We start from the raw sequence: 17,195 nt of genomic DNA on the forward strand, positions 1-17,195 counted from the left end.
TCAGATCACTCCCCCGACAGCAGCGCGACCGGGTCGAGGGTCTCGTCGCCCTTGCTCCAGTTGCACGGGCAGAGCTCGTCGGTCTGCAGGGCGTCGAGGACCCGCAGGACCTCCTTGGGGTTACGGCCGACGGAGCCGGCGGTGACCATCGTGAACTGGATCTCGTTGTTCTGGTCCACGATGAAGACCGCGCGCTGCGCGAAGCCGTCCTCGCCCTCGATGCCGAGGTCACGCATGAGCTCGTGCTTCGAGTCGGCCAGCATCGGGAAGGGCAGGTCGGTCAGGTCCGGGTGGTCCTTGCGCCAGGCGTGGTGCACGAACTCGGAGTCGCCGGAGAAGCCGAGGATCTGGGCGTCACGGTCGGCGAACTCGTCGTTCAGCTTGCCGAAGGCGGCGATCTCGGTCGGGCACACGAAGGTGAAGTCCTTGGGCCACGCGAAGACGACCTTCCACTGACCCTCGTAGGTCTTGTGGTTGATCTGCTGGAACTCCTTGCCCTTCTCCAGCGAGACGCAGGCGGTCAGATCGAACTCGGGGAACTTGTCACCGACAGTGAGCACGCGCTCTCCAATAAGTGCAGCGAAGAAACACCCGCTTTGCGAGCGTTTCCCATGGGTTGGACGCTGTTGATGTTGGCACAGGGTGCATTGATTAGTGAAATAGCTACACTCGGTCGAGTTGATCGGAGGTGGCTATTAGTGTCCAACAAGAAGAGGCAGCCCAGCCTCGCTCAGCTGCGGGCTTTCGACGCGGTCGCCGAGCACCTGCATTTCCGCGATGCCGCAGCGGCGATCGGCATGAGCCAGCCGGCGCTCTCGGGCGCCGTGTCCGCCCTGGAGGAGGCACTGGGTGTCACGCTCCTGGAGCGTACGACGCGCAAGGTGCTGCTCTCGCCGGCCGGTGAACGGCTCGCGGTGCGGACCAAGGCGGTCCTGGCGGAGGTCGGCGCGCTGCTGGAGGAGGCCGAGGCGGTACGGGCGCCCTTCACCGGCGCGCTGCGGCTCGGCGTCATCCCGACCGTCGCGCCGTACCTGCTGCCGGCGGTGCTGCGGCTGGTCCACGACCGCTACCCCGACCTCGACCTCCAGGTCCACGAGGAGCAGACCGCGAGCCTGCTGGAGGGCCTGACGTCCGGCCGCCTCGACCTGCTCCTGCTCGCGGTCCCGCTCGGTGTCCCGGGCGTCAGCGAACTGCCGCTCTTCGACGAGGACTTCGTCCTGGTCACGCCGCTCGACCACCGGCTCGGCGGCCGGGAGGGCCTCGCGCGCTCGGTGCTGCGCGAGCTGAAGCTGCTGCTGCTCGACGAGGGGCACTGCCTGCGCGACCAGGCGCTCGACATCTGCCGCGAGGCCGGCCGCGCGGACGTCCCGGCGACCACGACGGCCGCCGGACTGTCCACCCTGGTGCAGCTGGTGGCGGGCGGCCTCGGGGTGACGCTGCTGCCCCGCACCGCCGTCCGCGTGGAGACCTCCCGCTCCAGCCAGCTCCTCACCGCGTCCTTCGCCGACCCGGCCCCCACCCGCCGTGTCGCCCTGGCCATGCGTACCGGGGCGGCCCGCGCGGCGGAGTACGAGGAGCTGGCGGTGGCCCTGCGCGAGGCGATGGCGGACCTGCCGGTGCGGACGGTGCACGACTGAGCGACCGCCCCTCGGAGCGGTCGCCCGGTCGCGTACGGTTGCGGCTATTCGGTCCGCAGTCCCTCCGGCCGCATCAGCCGCAGCAGCGGCGGCAGGCTGCACAGCGTGACGACCAGGACGACCGCCGCGCCGATGCCGGTCATGGACAGCACGCCGGTCCAGTCGACGTGGACCGGGGTGTTCGTCATCTTCAGCAGCACCGTGCCCAGGGTCAGGCCCACCGCGGAGGCGAGCAGCAGGCCGAGCACGATGGGGATCGCCGTCTGCCACAGCACCGACAGGCTGAGCGTGCGACGGCGGGTGCCGAAGGCGACCAGGGCCGACAGCAGCTTCTTCCGCTCGCGCAGCTGCTCCAGCTGCGAGACCAGCAGACTCGCGCCGATCAGCGCCAGCACACAGGCGGCCCCCACGAACAGGCCGGTGCGGACGGCGTCGAACCGGTCGGTGCGTTCGGTCTCCGACCAGGTCACGGTGTCCGCCAGCGGGTCGATGGACACCGTGGTGTTCCGTACCAGGTCGTGCACGTCCGGCACCGACTCGTCCAGCCGGAGGTAGGCGTGCCCGTCCAGTGCCGGCACGAGCGCCTCCGGCATCGCCTCCCGCGTCATCAGGAAGCCGCCCCGGTCGGTCCCGGCGAGCAGACCGGTACGCGGCTTCGCGGCCTTGACGCCCTCCGGCATCGTCCAGGGGACCGCGGGACGCTTCGGGCCGCCCTCGTAGGACGGGTCCGCGTAGAGCTTCCGGCCCGGCACGGCCAGCTTCGTCACGTCCTCGTCGCCGTCCCACTCGGCGCCGTGGACGACGAACACGTCCCCCTCGGCGCACGAGGGCAGACGGGCGATCTCCCGCAGCGCGGCGCAGTCGCCCACGGTCAGCGTCGTGCCGTTGTCCGGGTCCTGGGGGCGGTCGCCCAGCCAGCCCTCGGAGTAGCCGAAGACCTCCTTCACGCCCTTCGTGTCGCGGAACTTCCCGGCCGCCCGGTCCGTCGGGGTCCCGCTCGGGAAGGTCGCCTCCATCTGCGCCCACGACACGTCCTGCCCGGTGGACTTGGTGTAGTCGTCGTCCACGCCGGCGAACAGCATCTGCAGCGCGATCGCCCCGGCGACCGCCACCGCGATGCCGTTGACCATCCTGGCCGCCGTACCGCTGCTCAGCTGCAGCCTGCGCACGGCCAGCTGCCAGGCCACGCCGCCGGAACCGAGCCGCGCGACGACGCTCTCCACGATCCACGGCAGCAGCGCGGTCACGCCCACCAGGAGCAGGATCACACCGCCGGTCACCAGGTACTGGTTGAAGTCGCCGTTCTCGCGCCCGTTGCCGATCATCGGGTAGAGCATCGCCAGTCCGGCCAGCGGCAGAACCAGCCGCCACCACAGCCGGCGCCGGGCGGGCCGGCCCGCGCGCACCACGCCGAGCGGCTCGATGACGACCCCGCGCAGCGCGAACAGCGTCACCAGTACCGCGGCCGCCGGCACCGCCACGGCGACCAGCAGGGCCAGCACCGGGGAGGGATTGAGGTAGCTGGGGAACACGCTGATGCGGAACACCTCGGCGTTGCCCGCCAGTTGCCGCCCGACCATGAAGAACCCGGCGCCGAAGACCAGTCCGAGGACCGCGCCGGCCAGGGCCTCACCGGCGGCGATGCGCCGGGTCATGCGGCTGTCGGAGCCCACCAGGCGCAGCGCCGCGAGCCGTCGGTCCCGTCGCTCGCCGCCGAAGCGCACGGCCGCGGCGATGAACACCGCGACCGGCATCAGCAGCACCACGAAGACGACGAGGATCAGCAGGAGCAGCACCGGATCGGACTGCTCCTCACCGGGTTTCGGGTCGCCGAAGCGGTCGATGCGCTCGATCCGGCCCGCGGTGATGTGCTCGGCGAGCCCTTCCGCGCCCTGGTAGTAGGCGAGTTCGGCCGAGCCGATCAGCCCTTCCTCCGCGATGGTGCCGACGATCCGGTCCGGCAGCCGCTCGCGCAGCAGTGCCCCGGAGTCCGAGTCCAGCAGCTCCTTCAGCGCGGGGGACACCACCATCTCGCCCACCGCGGGGAACTTCTCCACCCCGGGCGGCAGCGGTGCCCGCGGCCCCTCGGGCTCCAGGGCCCGGCCGCGGACGTCGTCGTCGCGGAAGTCCTCGTCGACGTGGGCGACCACGAGCGTGTCGTCCGCCTTCGGCATCGGATCGATGGTGAAGGAGATGTCGGAGCGCGCCGCCTCCCGGTCGTGCCGGACGGTGAGCGCGTTCGGCAGGGCCGTCGTCAGCAGCAGCAGGGCCACGCCGAGCCCGACGCCGACGGCCGTCAGTACGGCCCGGGTCCAGCCCTCCCGGCCCCCGGTGAAGGCGAAGCGGACGCCCAGCATCAGGTCCGCGGCCCACTGGCGCACGCTCATACGACGCGCTCCATGTCCCGGGACTTGCCGTCGCGCACGACGATCTCGCGGTCGGAGTAGGCGGCCACCCGTGCCTCGTGCGTGACCAGCACGACGGCGGCGTTGGTGGAACGGGCCGCGTCGGTGAGCAGCTCCATCACGCGCTCCCCGTTGAGGGAGTCCAGCGCGCCGGTCGGCTCGTCGGCGAAGAGCACCCGGGGGCTCGTGACCAGCGAGCGCGCCACCGCGACCCGCTGCCCCTGGCCGCCGGAGACCTCGCCGGGCCGCTTCTTCTTGAGGTCGTCGACCTCCAGCCGCTCCATCCAGGTCAGCGCGGTCCGCTCGGCCTCCTTGCGGGAGGTGCCGTTCAGACGCAGCGGAAGGGCGACGTTCTCGACGCAGGTCAGCTCCGGCACCAGCTGGCCGAACTGGAACACGAAGCCGAAGTCCGAGCGGCGCAGGGCACTGCGCCGGGCGTCGGACATCGCGGACAGCTCACTCCCGTTGTACGTGATCGTCCCCGAGTCGGGCGTCACGATGCCGGCGAGGCAGTGCAGCAGCGTCGACTTGCCGGACCCGGAGGGGCCCATGACGGCGACGACCTCGCCGGGGTGGATGGAGAACGCGGCGTCGTCGAGGGCGAGGGTCGGGCCGTAGGCCTTGCGGAGCGACTCGGCCGAGAGCAGGGAACCTGCGGGAGGAGTCATCGGGTTACCGCCTCACGGAGCTTGTCGAGGCGCGCGGCGGTCAGTTCCAGCCAGCGCAGGTCGGCCTCGAGGTGGAAGAGGGCGTGGTCGCAGATGAGCTGGTCCGCGAGGTCGCCCTTGCGCTTGCGGTCGGTGAGGATGCGCATGCTGCGCAGGTGCTCCGAACGCTGGGTGTCGAGGATGTCGGCGGCGTCGCGGTGGGTGAGCAGCGCGAGGACGACCTTGGTGTACAGCGTCGACTGGAGGTACGGCTCGGGCTTCTCCGGCGTGGCGAGCCACTGCTGTACGTCGGTGATCCCCTCGTCGGTGATCGCGTACCGCTTGCGCTCGGGACCGCCGCCCGTCTCGATGCCGTCGACCACCACGAGGCCGTTCTTCAGCAGGCGGGACATCGTCGAGTAGACCTGGCCGTAGTGCAGCGGCCGGTCGTGACCGAACTTCTCGTCGAAGGCGCGCTTGAGGTCGTAACCGTGGCGCGGACCGGACTCCAGGAGCCCCAGGAGGGTGTGACCGATGGACATGACGAGCACTCTACACACGGTGTATACGCGCTATGTATACGCACCGTGCAGAGGTCGTGGCGGCCGGTGCAAGAAGGGGGCGGCGCCGCAGGTCGGGGCCGATTGTCACGGTTCCGCTACGGCGGGGGCGGCGCCTCACGGACCGCCCCCGCCCCGCCGTCAGGACGGTGGCGCGGCCCCCGGTCCGCCGCTCCTCGGCGGGCGGCCCCGGCGCGGCAGCGGCCCGGTGTCGCCGGGCAGCCGGCCCGCCTCGGCCAGGGCCCGGCGGAGCAGGAACTCGATCTGGGCGTTGGCCGAGCGCAGCTCGTCGCCCGCCCAGCGGGCCAGCGCCTCGTACACGTGCGGGTCCAGCCGCAGCAGCACCTGCTTGCGCTGCTGCGGCCGGCGCTTGGGGGCCGGGCCCTCGGGCGCGGAGTCCCCGGACGGCGCGGAACCCTCGGACGGGGGTGTCACTGGTAGAGCGTCCCCGTGTTCAGGACCGGCTGGGCGGCGCGGTCCCCGCAGAGCACGACCATCAGGTTGGACACCATGGCCGCCTTGCGTTCGTCGTCCATCTCCACGATGCCCTGCTCGCTGATCCGGGCGAGCGCCGCCTCGACCATGCCGACCGCGCCGTCCACGATCTGCCGCCGCGCCGCGACCACCGCGCCGGCCTGCTGCCGCTGGAGCATCGCCGAGGCGATCTCCGGCGCGTAGGCGAGGTGGGTGAAGCGGGACTCGATGATCTGCACGCCGGCCGCCTCCACGCGCGCGTGCAGCTCGACGGCGAGCTTCTCGGTGATCTCCTCGGCGTTGCCGCGCAGCGAGAGGCCGTCCTCGTCGTGGGCGTCGTAGGGGTACTCGATGGCGATGTGCCGCACGGCGGCCTCGGTCTGGGTGGAGACGAACTCGATGTAGTCGTCCACCTCGAAGGTGGCCTGCGCGGTGTCCTCCACCCGCCACACCACGACCGCCGCCAGCTCGATCGGGTTGCCGTAGGCGTCGTTGACCTTCAGGACGGCCGTCTCGTGGTTGCGCACCCGCGTCGAGATCTTGGTGCGGGAGGTGAAGGGGTTGACCCAGCGCAGGCCGTCCTGGCGGATCGTCCCCCGGTACCGCCCGAAGAGCTGCACCACGCGGGCCTCGCCCGGCGCGACCATGTTCAGCCCGCACATCGCGAGGAAGGCGGCCAGGGCGATCAGGATGCCTCCGATGATCAGCCCGGCCTTGCCGCCGGCCGAGTCGACCGCCGTGGCGGTGACGACCAGGCCCGCGCCGACGAGCAGTCCGACCAGACCGAGCAGCAGCGCGAAACCGCCGCCGATGCTGTGCGCCTGCTGCTCCCTTACCCGGGGCGCCGGCATCTCGGGCACATCCGCGGTGACCTGCGGGGCATCGTGTGTGGACATGGGTGTCCCCCGTTCTCGCCGGGCGGGCCGGGGCGCGCCGCGGCATCCGTCTTCGTCTATCGCTTGTCTAGCTAAGTGATATCACTTTACCGCCGAATCACAACCCTGAACCCCTCTCGTACGTCGGTTCCTGTGGAGCGGGTGCTGATTCTCACGTCCGTACAAGGCCGGATCAGTTGCCGTTTGTCATATCTCCCGGTGTTAGCTTTCTGAGCTGACCTGAGCGACGAACCTGTGTGACGCGTGAGCGAGACGTGCCCACAGATGACCGAAGCGGAGCGGATCGGACCCATGGGACGAGCGGAAGAGAGAAGAGCGCGACAGCGCGGTGGACGCCGCGCGGCGCCGAAACGCCGCCGTTCGTCGACCGCGGGCGGTGCCGCGGGCGGCAAGAGCCGCATACGCCGGCTGTTCACTTGGAAGAAGATCCTCGGCACCTTCTTCGGCCTCTGCCTGCTCGGCATGGGCGCCTTCATCGTGCTGTACATGATGATCGACATCCCCGAGGGCAACCCCGAGGCGGAGCTGCAGAGCAACGTCTACAAGTACAGCGACGGCAGCGTCATGGCCCGCACCGGCGACCGCAACCGCGAGATCGTCGACCTCGCCAAGATCCCCAAGGACGTCCAGCGCACCTTCGTCGCCGCCGAGAACAAGACGTTCTACAACGACGCCGGCGTCGACCTGAAGGGCACCGCGCGCGGTGTGCTCAACACCCTCTCCGGCAAGGGCGCCCAGGGCGGTTCGACGATCACCCAGCAGTACGTCAAGAACTACTACCTGACCCAGGAACAGACGGTCTCGCGCAAGCTGAAGGAACTGGTCATCTCCCTGAAGCTGGACCGGGAGAAGTCCAAGGACTACATCCTGGCCGGCTACATCAACACCAGCTACTACGGTCGCGGCGCCTACGGCATCCAGGCCGCCGCCCAGGCCTACTACCGCGTCGACGCCGAGGACCTCACCGTCGAACAGGGCGCCTACCTCGCGGCCCTGCTCCAGGCGCCGAACCAGTACGACTGGGCGATCGCCAGCGAGACCGGCAAGAAGCTCGTCCAGCAGCGCTGGAACTACGTCCTGGACAACATGGTCGAGCAGAAGTGGCTGGGCGCGGGCGACCGGCAGGGCATGAAGTTCCCCGAGCCCAAGGAGCCCAAGGCCGCCGCCGGCAAGGAGGGCCAGGTCGGCTACCTGGTCGACGCGGCCGACCACGCGCTCAAGAAGCAGCTCGTCGCCCAGGGCGCCGCCGAGGACATGGAGCAGGCCAAGGCCCTGGTGGACCTCGGCGGCTACACCGTCACCCTCAACATCGACAAGAAGAAGCAGGCCGCGCTGGAGAAGGCCGTCAAGGAGAAGCTCACCGACAAGCTGGACCCAGGCAAGCGGAAGGTCGACGCGGACGTCCAGGCCGGAGCCGTCTCGGTCGACCCGAAGACGGGCTCCGTCGTGGCGATGTACGGCGGCGTGAACTACCTGAAGCACTACACCAACAACGCCACCCGCGACGACTACCAGCCCGCCTCCACCTTCAAGCCGGTGATCCTCGCCGCCGCCGTCGACCACGACGCCGAGACCCAGGACGGCGTGCCGATCACGGCCAACACCCTCTACGACGGCGACAGCGAACGCCCTGTGATGGACGGCGACCAGAAGGTCGGCTTCGCCCCGCCCAACGAGGACGACCGGGACTACGGCGAGATCGACGTCCAGGAGGCGATGAACAAGTCCGTCAACTCCGTCTTCGCGCAGATGGGCACCGACGTCGGCATGTCCGAGGTCATGAAGGTCGCCGCCGACCTCGGCATGGACACCGAGGGCGAGCAGGCCGTGCCCGCGCAGACCCTGGGCAGCATGGGCGCCAGCCCCCTGGAGATGGCCGGCGTCTACGCCACCTTCGACAACCACGGCAAGAAGGTCACCCCGGCGATCGTGAAGGCGGTCGAGCACAAGGACCGCACGATCGAGATGCCCGACCCCGTGGGCGAGAACGTCATCAGCCGGGAGGCCGCGGACACCGTGACCTCCGTGCTCACCGGCGTGGTCGACGACGGTACGGCCAAGACGTCCGTGCGGGAGAACCCGCTGCGCGACGGCCAGCAGGTGGCCGGCAAGACCGGTACGTCCGACAACAACAAGTCGGCCTGGTTCACCGGCTTCACCCCCGGCCTGGTCACCTCGGTCGGCCTGTTCGGCGAGGACGACACGCCCCCGCACAAGCAGGTCCCCATGTACAGGGCGGCCGGCGTGGACTACCGCGTCAACGGCGGCGGCCCCCCGGCGGAGATCTGGTCCGCGTACACCTTCGGCGTCATGGACGAGGTCACCAAGTTCGACCTGAAGACCAAGCAGGGCGCCGCGGTCAAGCCCAGCAAGTCGCCGACGGTCTCCGAGTCGCCGAGCAAGTCGCCCTCGCAGGAGGAGACGAGCGAGGAACCGCCGCCGTCCGACGACCCGACGACCAAGGCGCCGCCGTCCAGCGACCCGACGACCGAGGAGCCGCCCGAGTCGCCGTCGCAGTCACCGTCGAACAGCGCGTCCAGCGGCGAGACACCGCCCGACGGCGGCGGCTCCACCGAGTCAGGGGAACCCGACTTCCCCGGCGCGGACCTGGCGCCGTAGTCCGCCGACGGCCACTGCACGCGCGAAGGGGCGCCCGGTGCTCACCGGGCGCCCCTTCGCGCGTCGCCGCTCCTCCGCGCGCCTCAGCCGCGGTTCAGCTCGAACCACACCACCTTGCCGGTGCTCAGCCGGGTCGCGCCCCAGCGCCGGGCCAGCCGGTTCACCAGGTACAGTCCGCGCCCGCCCTCGTCGGTCGCCCGCGCCTGCCGCAGCCGGGGCAGCTGCGGCACGTCGTCGCCGACCTCGCAGCGCAGCACGTCCGTACGCAGCAGCCGGAGCGTGACCGGCTTCGACGCGTACCGCACCGCGTTGGTCACGACCTCGCTGACGAGCAGCTCCACGGAGTCCGTGAGGTCCTCCATGCCCCAGCGGGCGAGCGCCCGCCGGGCCAGACGCCGTGCCTTGCCGGGAGCCGCGTCCTCGGGATCGAGGAACCAGTACGCCACGTCGCTGGGCGCGATGCCGTCGAAGCGGGCGGCGAGCAGCGCGATGTCGTCGTCCCGGTCGCCCGGGCCGAGCATGTCCAGCACCTCGTCGCACAGGGCTTCCAGGGGCGGCGGATGGTCGGGGCCGGTCAGCCGCGCGGTCGCCGCCAGCCGCTCCCGCAGCTGCTCTATGCCCGTCCACACGTCCCGCAGCCGGGACTCGACCAGCCCGTCCGTGTACAGGAGCAGGGTCGCGCCGGCCGGGGCGTCCAGTTCCACGGCCTCGAAGTCCACGCCGCCCACGCCGATCGGGGCGCCGGCCGGCACCCGCAGCACCTCGGCGTGGCCGCCCAGGTGCAGCAGGACGGGCGGCGGATGCCCGGCGTTGGCGACGGTGATGCGGTGCGAGACCGGGTCGTACACCGCGTACAGGCAGGTCGCCATGCGGTCGGTGCCCAGGCGCTGGGCCTGCTCGTCCAGGTGGTGCAGCACCTCCTGCGGGGGCAGGTCGAGCCCGGCCAGGGTCTGCGCGGTGGTCCGCAGCTGGCCCATGATGGCCGCCGACGTCATGGAGTGGCCCATCACGTCCCCGACGACCAGCGCGACCCGGCTGCCGGGCAGCGGGATGGCGTCGTACCAGTCGCCGCCGACCCGCGCCGTCTCGGCGGCCGGGAGGTAGCGGGAGGCCAGCCGCACGCCGGTGCAGCGCGGCAGGTTCTCCGGGAGCATCGTGCGCTGCAACTCGTCGGCGATGTACGCCTCACGCCCGTACAGCACCGCCTTGTCGATGCCGAGCGCGCTGTGCGTGGCGAGCTGCGCGGCCACCAGCAGGTCGTCGGCCTCGAAGGCGACGCGCTCCGGGCCGCGCAGGAACAGCGCGGCGCCGATCACCCGGCGCCGGCCGCGCAGCGGCGCGAGGATCGCCCTGCGGCCGTCGGGCAGTGCGAAGTCGCGTTCCTCGCCCAGCAGTTCCGGCAGCGCGGCGCGGGCGGCTGGCGCGTCCGTGAACACCGGGCGCACCCCGCGCAGCACCTCGGCCAGCGCACTGCCCGGCCGCACCTCGCACAGCTCGGCGCCGACCGTCTCCAGCTCGGACGGCTCGGGCGGGGCGGCGGGCGTGAAGGCCCCCTCGGTGTCCCGCTCGGCCGGTATCCGGTCGGTGCGCCGCAACCGCAGCACCAGCGGACCGGTGGGCCGCTCGTCGCCGACCGGCAGCGGCTCGCGCAGATAGACGAGGATGGCGTCCGCGAAGGTCGGCACGGTGGCCCGGCACAGCCCCATCACGATCTCGTCGAGGTCCATGCCGCGGGCGATCCGCCGGGTCGCGGCCCCGACGAAGCGCAGCCGGTCGCCGTCCCGCCGCATGGGCGTGGGCTGTCCGGGCGCGGTGGGCTGCCCGGTACGCCGGTCCTGCTCCGGCGGCGCCCCGCGCCGGACCGCGGCGCCGGCCGGTGCCCCGGAGCCGGACCGCAGCAGTCCGGCCCGCCCGCCGCCGACGCCCGGGGGCGCGCCGTCCGAGGGGGAGTCCCCGGGGGCCGCACCGCTCGACGGCGCGCTGCCCTGCCGCCCGCCGTCCGGCTGGACCGGGACTCCCTCGGCCACGGGCCGCGGACGGTGCGCGTCGGACTCGGCGGCGTGCTCGGCGCCGGGCTGGGCGTGCTCGAAGGTTCCCGGGGAGTCCGGGCCCGCGCCGGGCGGCGGGTCCCCGGCGGGCCCCTGGGCCGGTAACGCGGACCCGGAGGCGCCCGGCGCCCCTGGGGCACGCAGGAGCGCCCCGCGGGGATCCGTGGGGTCCGCGCCCGTCGTGGGGCGGTCGAAGGAGGTCGGGTGCTCCGTCACGCGTGTCGAATCCGTCCGTCCGGGACTGCGCGCGTCGCGTGCAGTTCGTCCCGCAGAAATCCCGATACCCGCAATCCGTGCCCACGGAACGGGATTCCCGCGTGGTCAGAGGCAGTTCCTGTGTCACCGGCGGACCGTCTGCGGCCCGTCTCCGTGTTGCCCTCGTACCCCTCGCTCACGTCCTGCCGCCCCTCGGTGACGATCGGTCAAGCACAGTGCACACTCCGCAGGTTGCCGCTGCCGCGCTCGTTGCGGAGGACGATCCTACGTTTCCTGCCGGGGGGCACATCAAGGGTCTCACGAGGACACGTGCGCGGGCGTGCGATCCCAGTCGGCCGGCAGGGGCGGTACCGGCCACGCCGGATCGGGCCGCCAGTCCTCCCAGCCGTCGGCGAACGGCGAACCCCAGGCACGGATCTCCGCGACCGCGGCACGGCCCGCCCGGCGCACCCGCTCGGCCTGCGCCGGGTCCATCAGCCGGTCCCGCTGCGCCTGCGCGAACTCGTCCTCGTCCCGCCAGTGCCAGGTACGGTCCGGGTGCACGGAGATGTCCAGGAAGTGGTCCTCGGAGTCGACCCCGCCCTCCCACCGGGTCAGCGGCTGCTCCAGATTCACGTACCAGTTCTTGAACCGCCAGCCCGGGTCCCAGAACAGCCACACCGACCAGGCCTCACCGGGCCGCGCCAGCTTCAGCACGCCCGTGCCGAACCACCGGTCGCGCTGCACCGTGCGCGGCTTGGTGTAGCGCGAGGCCAGCGGCTCCAGGTGCACGGGAGTGCCGTCGGCGAGGACCGGCTTCACGCACTCGGTGCCGGGCGCCAGCCACACGGCGAGCAGCTCGGCGTCGTCCCGCACCACGGTGACCGGACGGGCGATGTGCACGTGCGGACCGCCGTTCTCCCGGTACCGCCACAGGATCCGGCTGCCGGGCGCCCAGAAGTCCACCGGGCCCGCCGGACCGTCCGCTCCCCGTCCCGCCGTCGCGCTCACCGCTTCACCGTCTGTCATGCGGAGATATTAGGTGCCATGGCCAAGCGGCGCGCCGCCGATCGCCGCAGCGCCCGCCGGCGCCCGCCCCGGGCCCGGCCGGCGGCCCTCACGGACGGGTCATCCGCAGCACGTCCAGCGCCTCGTCGAGCTGCTCGTGCGTGAGGTCGCCGCGGTCGACGTACCCGCCCTCCAGGACGACCTGACGGATCGTCTTCCGCTCCGCCAGCGCCTTCTTGGCGACCCTGGCGGCCTCCTCGTACCCGATGTACTTGTTGAGCGGCGTGACGACGGAGGGGGACGACTCGGCGTACTCGCGGGCCCGCTCGCGGTGCGCGACGACGCCGTCCACCGTCCGGTCGGCCAGCAGCCGGGAGACGTTGGCCAGCAGCCGCACCGACTCCAGTACGTTCTTGGCGATGACCGGCAGCATCACGTTCAGCTCGAAGTTGCCGGCCGCTCCGGCGGCGGCGACCGTCGCGTCGTTGCCGGTGACCTGGGCGGCGACCATGAGGACCGCCTCGGGGATCACCGGGTTGACCTTGCCGGGCATGATGGACGACCCGGGCTGCAGGTCGGGGAGCGCGATCTCCGCGAGTCCGGTGCGCGGCCCGGACGCCATCCACCGCAGGTCGTTGGCGATCTTCGTCAGGCCGACGCCGATGGTCCTCAGCTGTCCGCTCGTCTCGACGATGCCGTCCCGGGCGCCCTGCGCCTCGAAGTGGTCGCGCGCCTCGGTCAGCGGCAGCCCGGTCGCCCGGGCCACCTCCTCGATGACGGCGGCGGAGAAACCGGGCGGGGTGTTGATGCCGGTGCCGACGGCGGTGCCGCCCAGCGGCAGCTCGGCGAGGCGGGGGAGCGACGCCTCCAGCCGCTCGATGCCGTACCGCACCTGTGCGGCGTACCCGCCGAACTCCTGGCCCAGCGTGACCGGCGTGGCGTCCATCAGGTGCGTACGCCCCGACTTCACCACGTCGGCGAACTCCGCCGCCTTGCGCTCCAGGGCGCCGGCGAGGTGGTCGAGGGCCGGGACCAGGTCCCGGGTGACGGCGGCGGTCGCGGCGATGTGGATCGAGGACGGGAAGACGTCGTTGGACGACTGGGAGGCGTTGACGTGGTCGTTGGGGTGCACGTCACGGCCGAGCCGCTCACCGGCCAGGGTGGCGATGACCTCGTTGGCGTTCATGTTGGACGAGGTCCCCGACCCCGTCTGGAACACGTCGACGGGGAAGTGCTCGTCCCACTTCCCCTCGGCGACCTCGCCGGCCGCCTCCCGGATCGCGGCGGCGACGTCCTGGTCGAGCACGCCCAGCTCGGCGTTGACCTTGGCGGCCGCGCCCTTGATCCGCGCGAGCGCCTCGATGTGCGCGCGCTCGATCCGCTGCCCGGAGACGGGGAAGTTCTCGACGGCACGCTGCGTCTGCGCCCGCCACTTGGCGTGGGCGGGGACACGGACCTCGCCCATGGAGTCGTGCTCGACCCGGTAGTCGGTGTCGTCGGTTCCGCTCGTCGTCATCGTCGTACCTCCACGAAGATCAGCACAGGGTCGGACCTACCTATTCCCCGACCGTACGGGCCGACCCGCGCCGTACCCCCACACGCGGGCGGCCCCCGCACCGTCGCCGGGTGGGGGCCGCCTCACGCGTCGCGGGGGGCGTCAGGCCAGCCCGGGGCCCCGTACCGGGATCGTCGTGAACGTGGGCGCGGGGGCCGGGTCCTGGAAGAAGTCGTTGCCCTTGTCGTCCACCACGATGAACGCCGGGAAGTCCTCGACCTCGATCTTCCAGACCGCCTCCATGCCGAGCTCCTCGTACTCGACGACCTCGACCTTCTTGATGCAGTCCTGCGCGAGCCGGGCCGCCGGGCCGCCGATCGAGCCGAGGTAGAAGCCGCCGTGCGCGTCGCAGGCGTCGGTGACCTGCTTGCTGCGGTTGCCCTTGGCCAGCATCACCTTGGAGCCGCCCGCCGCCTGGAACTGCTCCACGTAGGAGTCCATGCGCCCGGCGGTCGTCGGGCCGAAGGAACCCGAGGCGTAGCCTTCCGGCGTCTTCGCGGGGCCCGCGTAGTACACCGGGTGGTCCTTCAGGTACTGCGGCATCTCCTCGCCCGCGTCCAGCCGCTCCTTGATCTTGGCGTGCGCGATGTCGCGGGCCACGACCAGCGGACCGGTCAGCGAGAGCCGGGTCTTGACCGGGTGCCTGGCCAGCTCGGCGAGGATCGCGTCCATCGGCTGGTTCAGGTCGATCTCGACGACGTCGCCGGACTCGTCGAGGTGCTCCTGCGTCGTCTCCGGCAGGAAGCGCGCCGGGTCGGTCTCCAGCTGCTCCAGGAAGACGCCCTCGGCGGTGATCTTCGCGACGGCCTGCCGGTCGGCCGAGCAGGACACGGCGATGGCGACCGGGCAGGACGCCCCGTGCCGGGGCAGCCGCACCACGCGCACGTCGTGGCAGAAGTACTTGCCGCCGAACTGCGCGCCGATGCCGATCTTCTGGGTCAGCTCGAAGACCTTCTCCTCCAGCTCCTTGTCCCGGAAGCCGTGCCCGAGCGCCGAGCCCTCGGCCGGGATCTCGTCCAGGTAGTGCGCGGAGGCGTACTTCGCGGTCTTCAGCGCGTACTCGGCCGACGTGCCGCCGACCACGATCGCCAGGTGGTACGGCGGGCAGGCGGCCGTGCCGAGCGAGCGGATCTTCTCCTCCAGGAACTTCATCATGGAGGACTCGTTCAGGACGGCCTTCGTCTCCTGGTAGAGGAAGGACTTGTTGGCCGAGCCGCCGCCCTTCGCCATGAACAGGAACTTGTAGGCGCCGCCGTCGGTCGCGTACAGCTCGATCTGGGCCGGGAGGTTGGAGCCGGTGTTCTTCTCCTCCCACATGGTGAGCGGAGCCATCTGCGAGTACCGCAGGTTGAGGTTCCGGTAGGCGTCGTAGATGCCGCGGCTGAGGGCCTCCTCGTCACCGCCCGCCGTCAGCACGTTCTGTCCGCGCTTGCCCATGACGATCGCCGTGCCGGTGTCCTGGCACATCGGCAGCACGCCCGCCGCCGCGATGTTCGCGTTCTTCAGCAGGTCGAGCGCCACGAACTTGTCGTTGCCGGACGCCTCGGGGTCGTCGATGATGCGGCGCAGCTGCGCCAGGTGCGCCGGGCGGAGGTAGTGCTGGATGTCGTGGATCGCCTCTTCGGCCAGCTTGCGCAGCGCCTCCGGCTCCACCTTGAGGAAGGTCCGCCCGTCGGCCTCGAAGGTGGACACGCCCTCGGCGGTCACCAGCCGGTACGGAGTGGTGTCCTCACCCTGGGGGAGCAGATCGGTGTACGCGAACTCAGGCATCTCGCCCATTCCTCACTCGACATCACGCGCGGCTGGATTCCTCAGCAACGACGGCTGGCCTCCATCGGCAGCGCCAACCAGCGTAGAACCTGGCCGGGGCGCGGGGCTTGTGAGGTAAGGCTCAGTCGGCCGCTGCCCGTCCCCGACGAGGTTGTCCACAGGGCTGGTCGCGATCTATCGCGTTTCGGTACGCTACGGCGGTGGACCTTCACAAGCACGCCCCAGCCGTCCCGCGTACCTCCGAGCTGCGCGCCTCGGACGCCGACCGCGACCGTGTCGCCGACATGCTGCGCGAAGCCCTCGCCGAGGGGCGGCTCACCGCCGCCGAGCACGCCGAGCGCGTCGAGGGCGTGCTGGCCGCCAAGACCGTCGGCGAGCTGGACGTCTTCGTGCGCGACCTGCCCGCCGCCCACCGCGGCCGGGAGGCCACCGCCCCGGCGCCCAACCGGCCCACCCCGGGCGCCGTCCCCGCGGAACCCGACGAGAACGTGGTGGCGGTCTTCAGCAGCGCCGTCCGCAAGGGCCGCTGGCGGGCGAACCGCCGCATCCACGCCTACGCGGTCTTCGGCAGCGTCGAGATCGACCTCAGCGAGGCGGTCTTCGAGTACCAGCAGGTCGTCGTCAAGGCGTTCTCCGTCTTCGGCAGCGTCGAGGTGCGGGTCCCGGAGAACGTGTCGGTGCGCGGCGCCGGGGGCAGCGTCCTCGGCAGCTTCGAGGTCCACACCCACGACTCCGCCGAGGCCGAGGCCCCCGTCGTGTACGTCGACGGCTGGGCCGTTCTCGGCAGCGTCGATGTGCGTCCCAGGCGCGGCAAGGTCGTCGCGGACATCCTCGACCGGGTGCACCGCCGGGTCGAGAAGGGGATGCGCAAGCACCTGTAGCGCGGCACCGGCAGCGGTCGGGGACTCAGTGCATAGGCACGCGTACAACGGGTAAGCCTTGACGCATCGTCTCTCGCTAGCGAAGCCGTCGTCAGGAGTAGACCCGTGCTGCAACCGCCGCATTCGTCCCTGCAGGTAGCTGCCGTTCCGGCCCAGCGGGGGCCCGTGCGGGACAGGGACCAAGACGCTCCGTGGCACACCGAGGCGGTGTGCCGGCGCGACGAGGCCGGACTGTTCTTCGCCCCCTCCAAGGAACCGACCGCCGCCCGGCTCTCCCGCGAAGAGGCGGCGAAGCGGGTCTGCGCGCGCTGCCCGGTCATGGTCGAGTGCCGTGAGCACGCCCTGCTGCAACCCGAGCCCTACGGTGTCTGGGGCGGCCTCACCGCCGCCGAGCGCCGCGTGGTCCTGGCCCGGCGCCGCCGCCGCGAGGTGGAACTCAAGAACGCCGCCCGCCAGACGGGCCGCATAGCCGCGGCCGGCTAGAACTCAGGCGACCGAAA

At 71.6% G+C, this 17,195-nt stretch carries 14 protein-coding genes; 4 read left to right on the top strand and 10 right to left on the bottom strand.

Features of this window, described 5'->3' with window-relative positions; translation table 11 throughout:
• Positions 1-5: 5 nt before the first annotated feature.
• On the bottom strand, positions 6-560 hold the full coding sequence (locus EV562_RS14085) for a peroxiredoxin (RefSeq protein WP_003973945.1): 555 nt from the start codon (positions 558-560) through the stop codon (positions 6-8).
• A gap of 138 nt (positions 561-698) precedes the next feature.
• Here EV562_RS14085 and EV562_RS14090 point away from each other — a divergent pair, with 138 nt between their 5' ends.
• On the top strand, positions 699-1,637 hold the full coding sequence (locus EV562_RS14090) for a LysR substrate-binding domain-containing protein (protein WP_133887144.1): 939 nt from the start codon (positions 699-701) through the stop codon (positions 1,635-1,637).
• Between the two features lie 44 nt (positions 1,638-1,681).
• On the opposite strand, the gene EV562_RS14095 is transcribed toward EV562_RS14090, so the two are convergent.
• The 5 genes from EV562_RS14095 to EV562_RS14115 form a co-directional block, all read right to left on the bottom strand.
• The gene (locus EV562_RS14095; RefSeq protein WP_166661774.1) at positions 1,682-4,024 is read right to left on the bottom strand and encodes an FtsX-like permease family protein; all 2,343 of its coding nucleotides are present in this window, start codon (positions 4,022-4,024) and stop codon (positions 1,682-1,684) included.
• Positions 4,021-4,710, bottom strand: a complete 690-nt coding sequence (locus tag EV562_RS14100) for an ABC transporter ATP-binding protein (protein WP_133887145.1) — start codon at positions 4,708-4,710, stop codon at positions 4,021-4,023. The genes EV562_RS14095 and EV562_RS14100 overlap by 4 nt, the downstream gene beginning before the upstream one ends.
• On the bottom strand, positions 4,707-5,231 hold the full coding sequence (locus EV562_RS14105; protein WP_133887146.1) for a PadR family transcriptional regulator: 525 nt from the start codon (positions 5,229-5,231) through the stop codon (positions 4,707-4,709). Before EV562_RS14105 ends, EV562_RS14100 begins: the two co-directional genes overlap by 4 nt.
• A 159-nt stretch (positions 5,232-5,390) precedes the next feature.
• A complete protein-coding gene (locus EV562_RS14110; RefSeq protein WP_133887147.1) occupies positions 5,391-5,684 on the bottom strand; it encodes a hypothetical protein in 294 nt (97 codons plus the stop codon).
• Entirely contained in the window at positions 5,681-6,619 is a 939-nt protein-coding gene (locus EV562_RS14115; RefSeq protein ID WP_133887148.1) for an SPFH domain-containing protein, read from the bottom strand. The genes EV562_RS14110 and EV562_RS14115 overlap by 4 nt, the downstream gene beginning before the upstream one ends.
• 291 nt (positions 6,620-6,910) lie before the next feature.
• Between EV562_RS14115 and EV562_RS14120 the strand changes: the two genes are divergently transcribed.
• Entirely contained in the window at positions 6,911-9,238 is a 2,328-nt protein-coding gene (locus EV562_RS14120; protein ID WP_166661775.1) for a transglycosylase domain-containing protein, read from the top strand.
• Positions 9,239-9,321: 83 nt separating this feature from the next.
• On the opposite strand, the gene EV562_RS14125 is transcribed toward EV562_RS14120, so the two are convergent.
• The 4 genes from EV562_RS14125 to EV562_RS14140 all read right to left on the bottom strand — a co-directional run bounded on the left by EV562_RS14125 (position 9,322) and on the right by EV562_RS14140 (position 15,814).
• On the bottom strand, positions 9,322-11,502 hold the full coding sequence (locus EV562_RS14125; protein ID WP_133887149.1) for an ATP-binding SpoIIE family protein phosphatase: 2,181 nt from the start codon (positions 11,500-11,502) through the stop codon (positions 9,322-9,324).
• 297 nt (positions 11,503-11,799) lie between these two features.
• A complete protein-coding gene (locus EV562_RS14130) occupies positions 11,800-12,510 on the bottom strand; it encodes a DUF402 domain-containing protein (RefSeq protein WP_133887150.1) in 711 nt (236 codons plus the stop codon).
• Between the two features lie 88 nt (positions 12,511-12,598).
• A complete protein-coding gene (locus tag EV562_RS14135; RefSeq protein WP_133887151.1) occupies positions 12,599-14,005 on the bottom strand; it encodes a class II fumarate hydratase in 1,407 nt (468 codons plus the stop codon).
• Between the two features lie 141 nt (positions 14,006-14,146).
• Positions 14,147-15,814, bottom strand: coding sequence for a fumarate hydratase (locus EV562_RS14140; RefSeq protein ID WP_166661776.1), 1,668 nt, complete (start codon positions 15,812-15,814; stop codon positions 14,147-14,149).
• 200 nt (positions 15,815-16,014) lie between these two features.
• On the opposite strand from EV562_RS14140, the gene EV562_RS14145 reads away from it, so the two are divergent.
• Together EV562_RS14145 and EV562_RS14150 are read left to right on the top strand one after the other, a co-directional pair.
• Positions 16,015-16,695 carry a DUF1707 domain-containing protein gene (locus EV562_RS14145; RefSeq protein ID WP_133887153.1) on the top strand — a complete coding sequence of 227 codons (681 nt, stop codon included), beginning with the start codon at positions 16,015-16,017 and terminating at the stop codon, positions 16,693-16,695.
• A 105-nt stretch (positions 16,696-16,800) separates the two neighbouring features.
• On the top strand, positions 16,801-17,178 hold the full coding sequence (locus tag EV562_RS14150; protein WP_133887154.1) for a WhiB family transcriptional regulator: 378 nt from the start codon (positions 16,801-16,803) through the stop codon (positions 17,176-17,178).
• The last annotated feature ends 17 nt before the right edge of the window (positions 17,179-17,195 follow it).

It is taken from the genome of Streptomyces sp. BK208 (assembly GCF_004364245.1).
Taxonomy (GTDB): Bacteria; Actinomycetota; Actinomycetes; order Streptomycetales; family Streptomycetaceae; genus Streptomyces.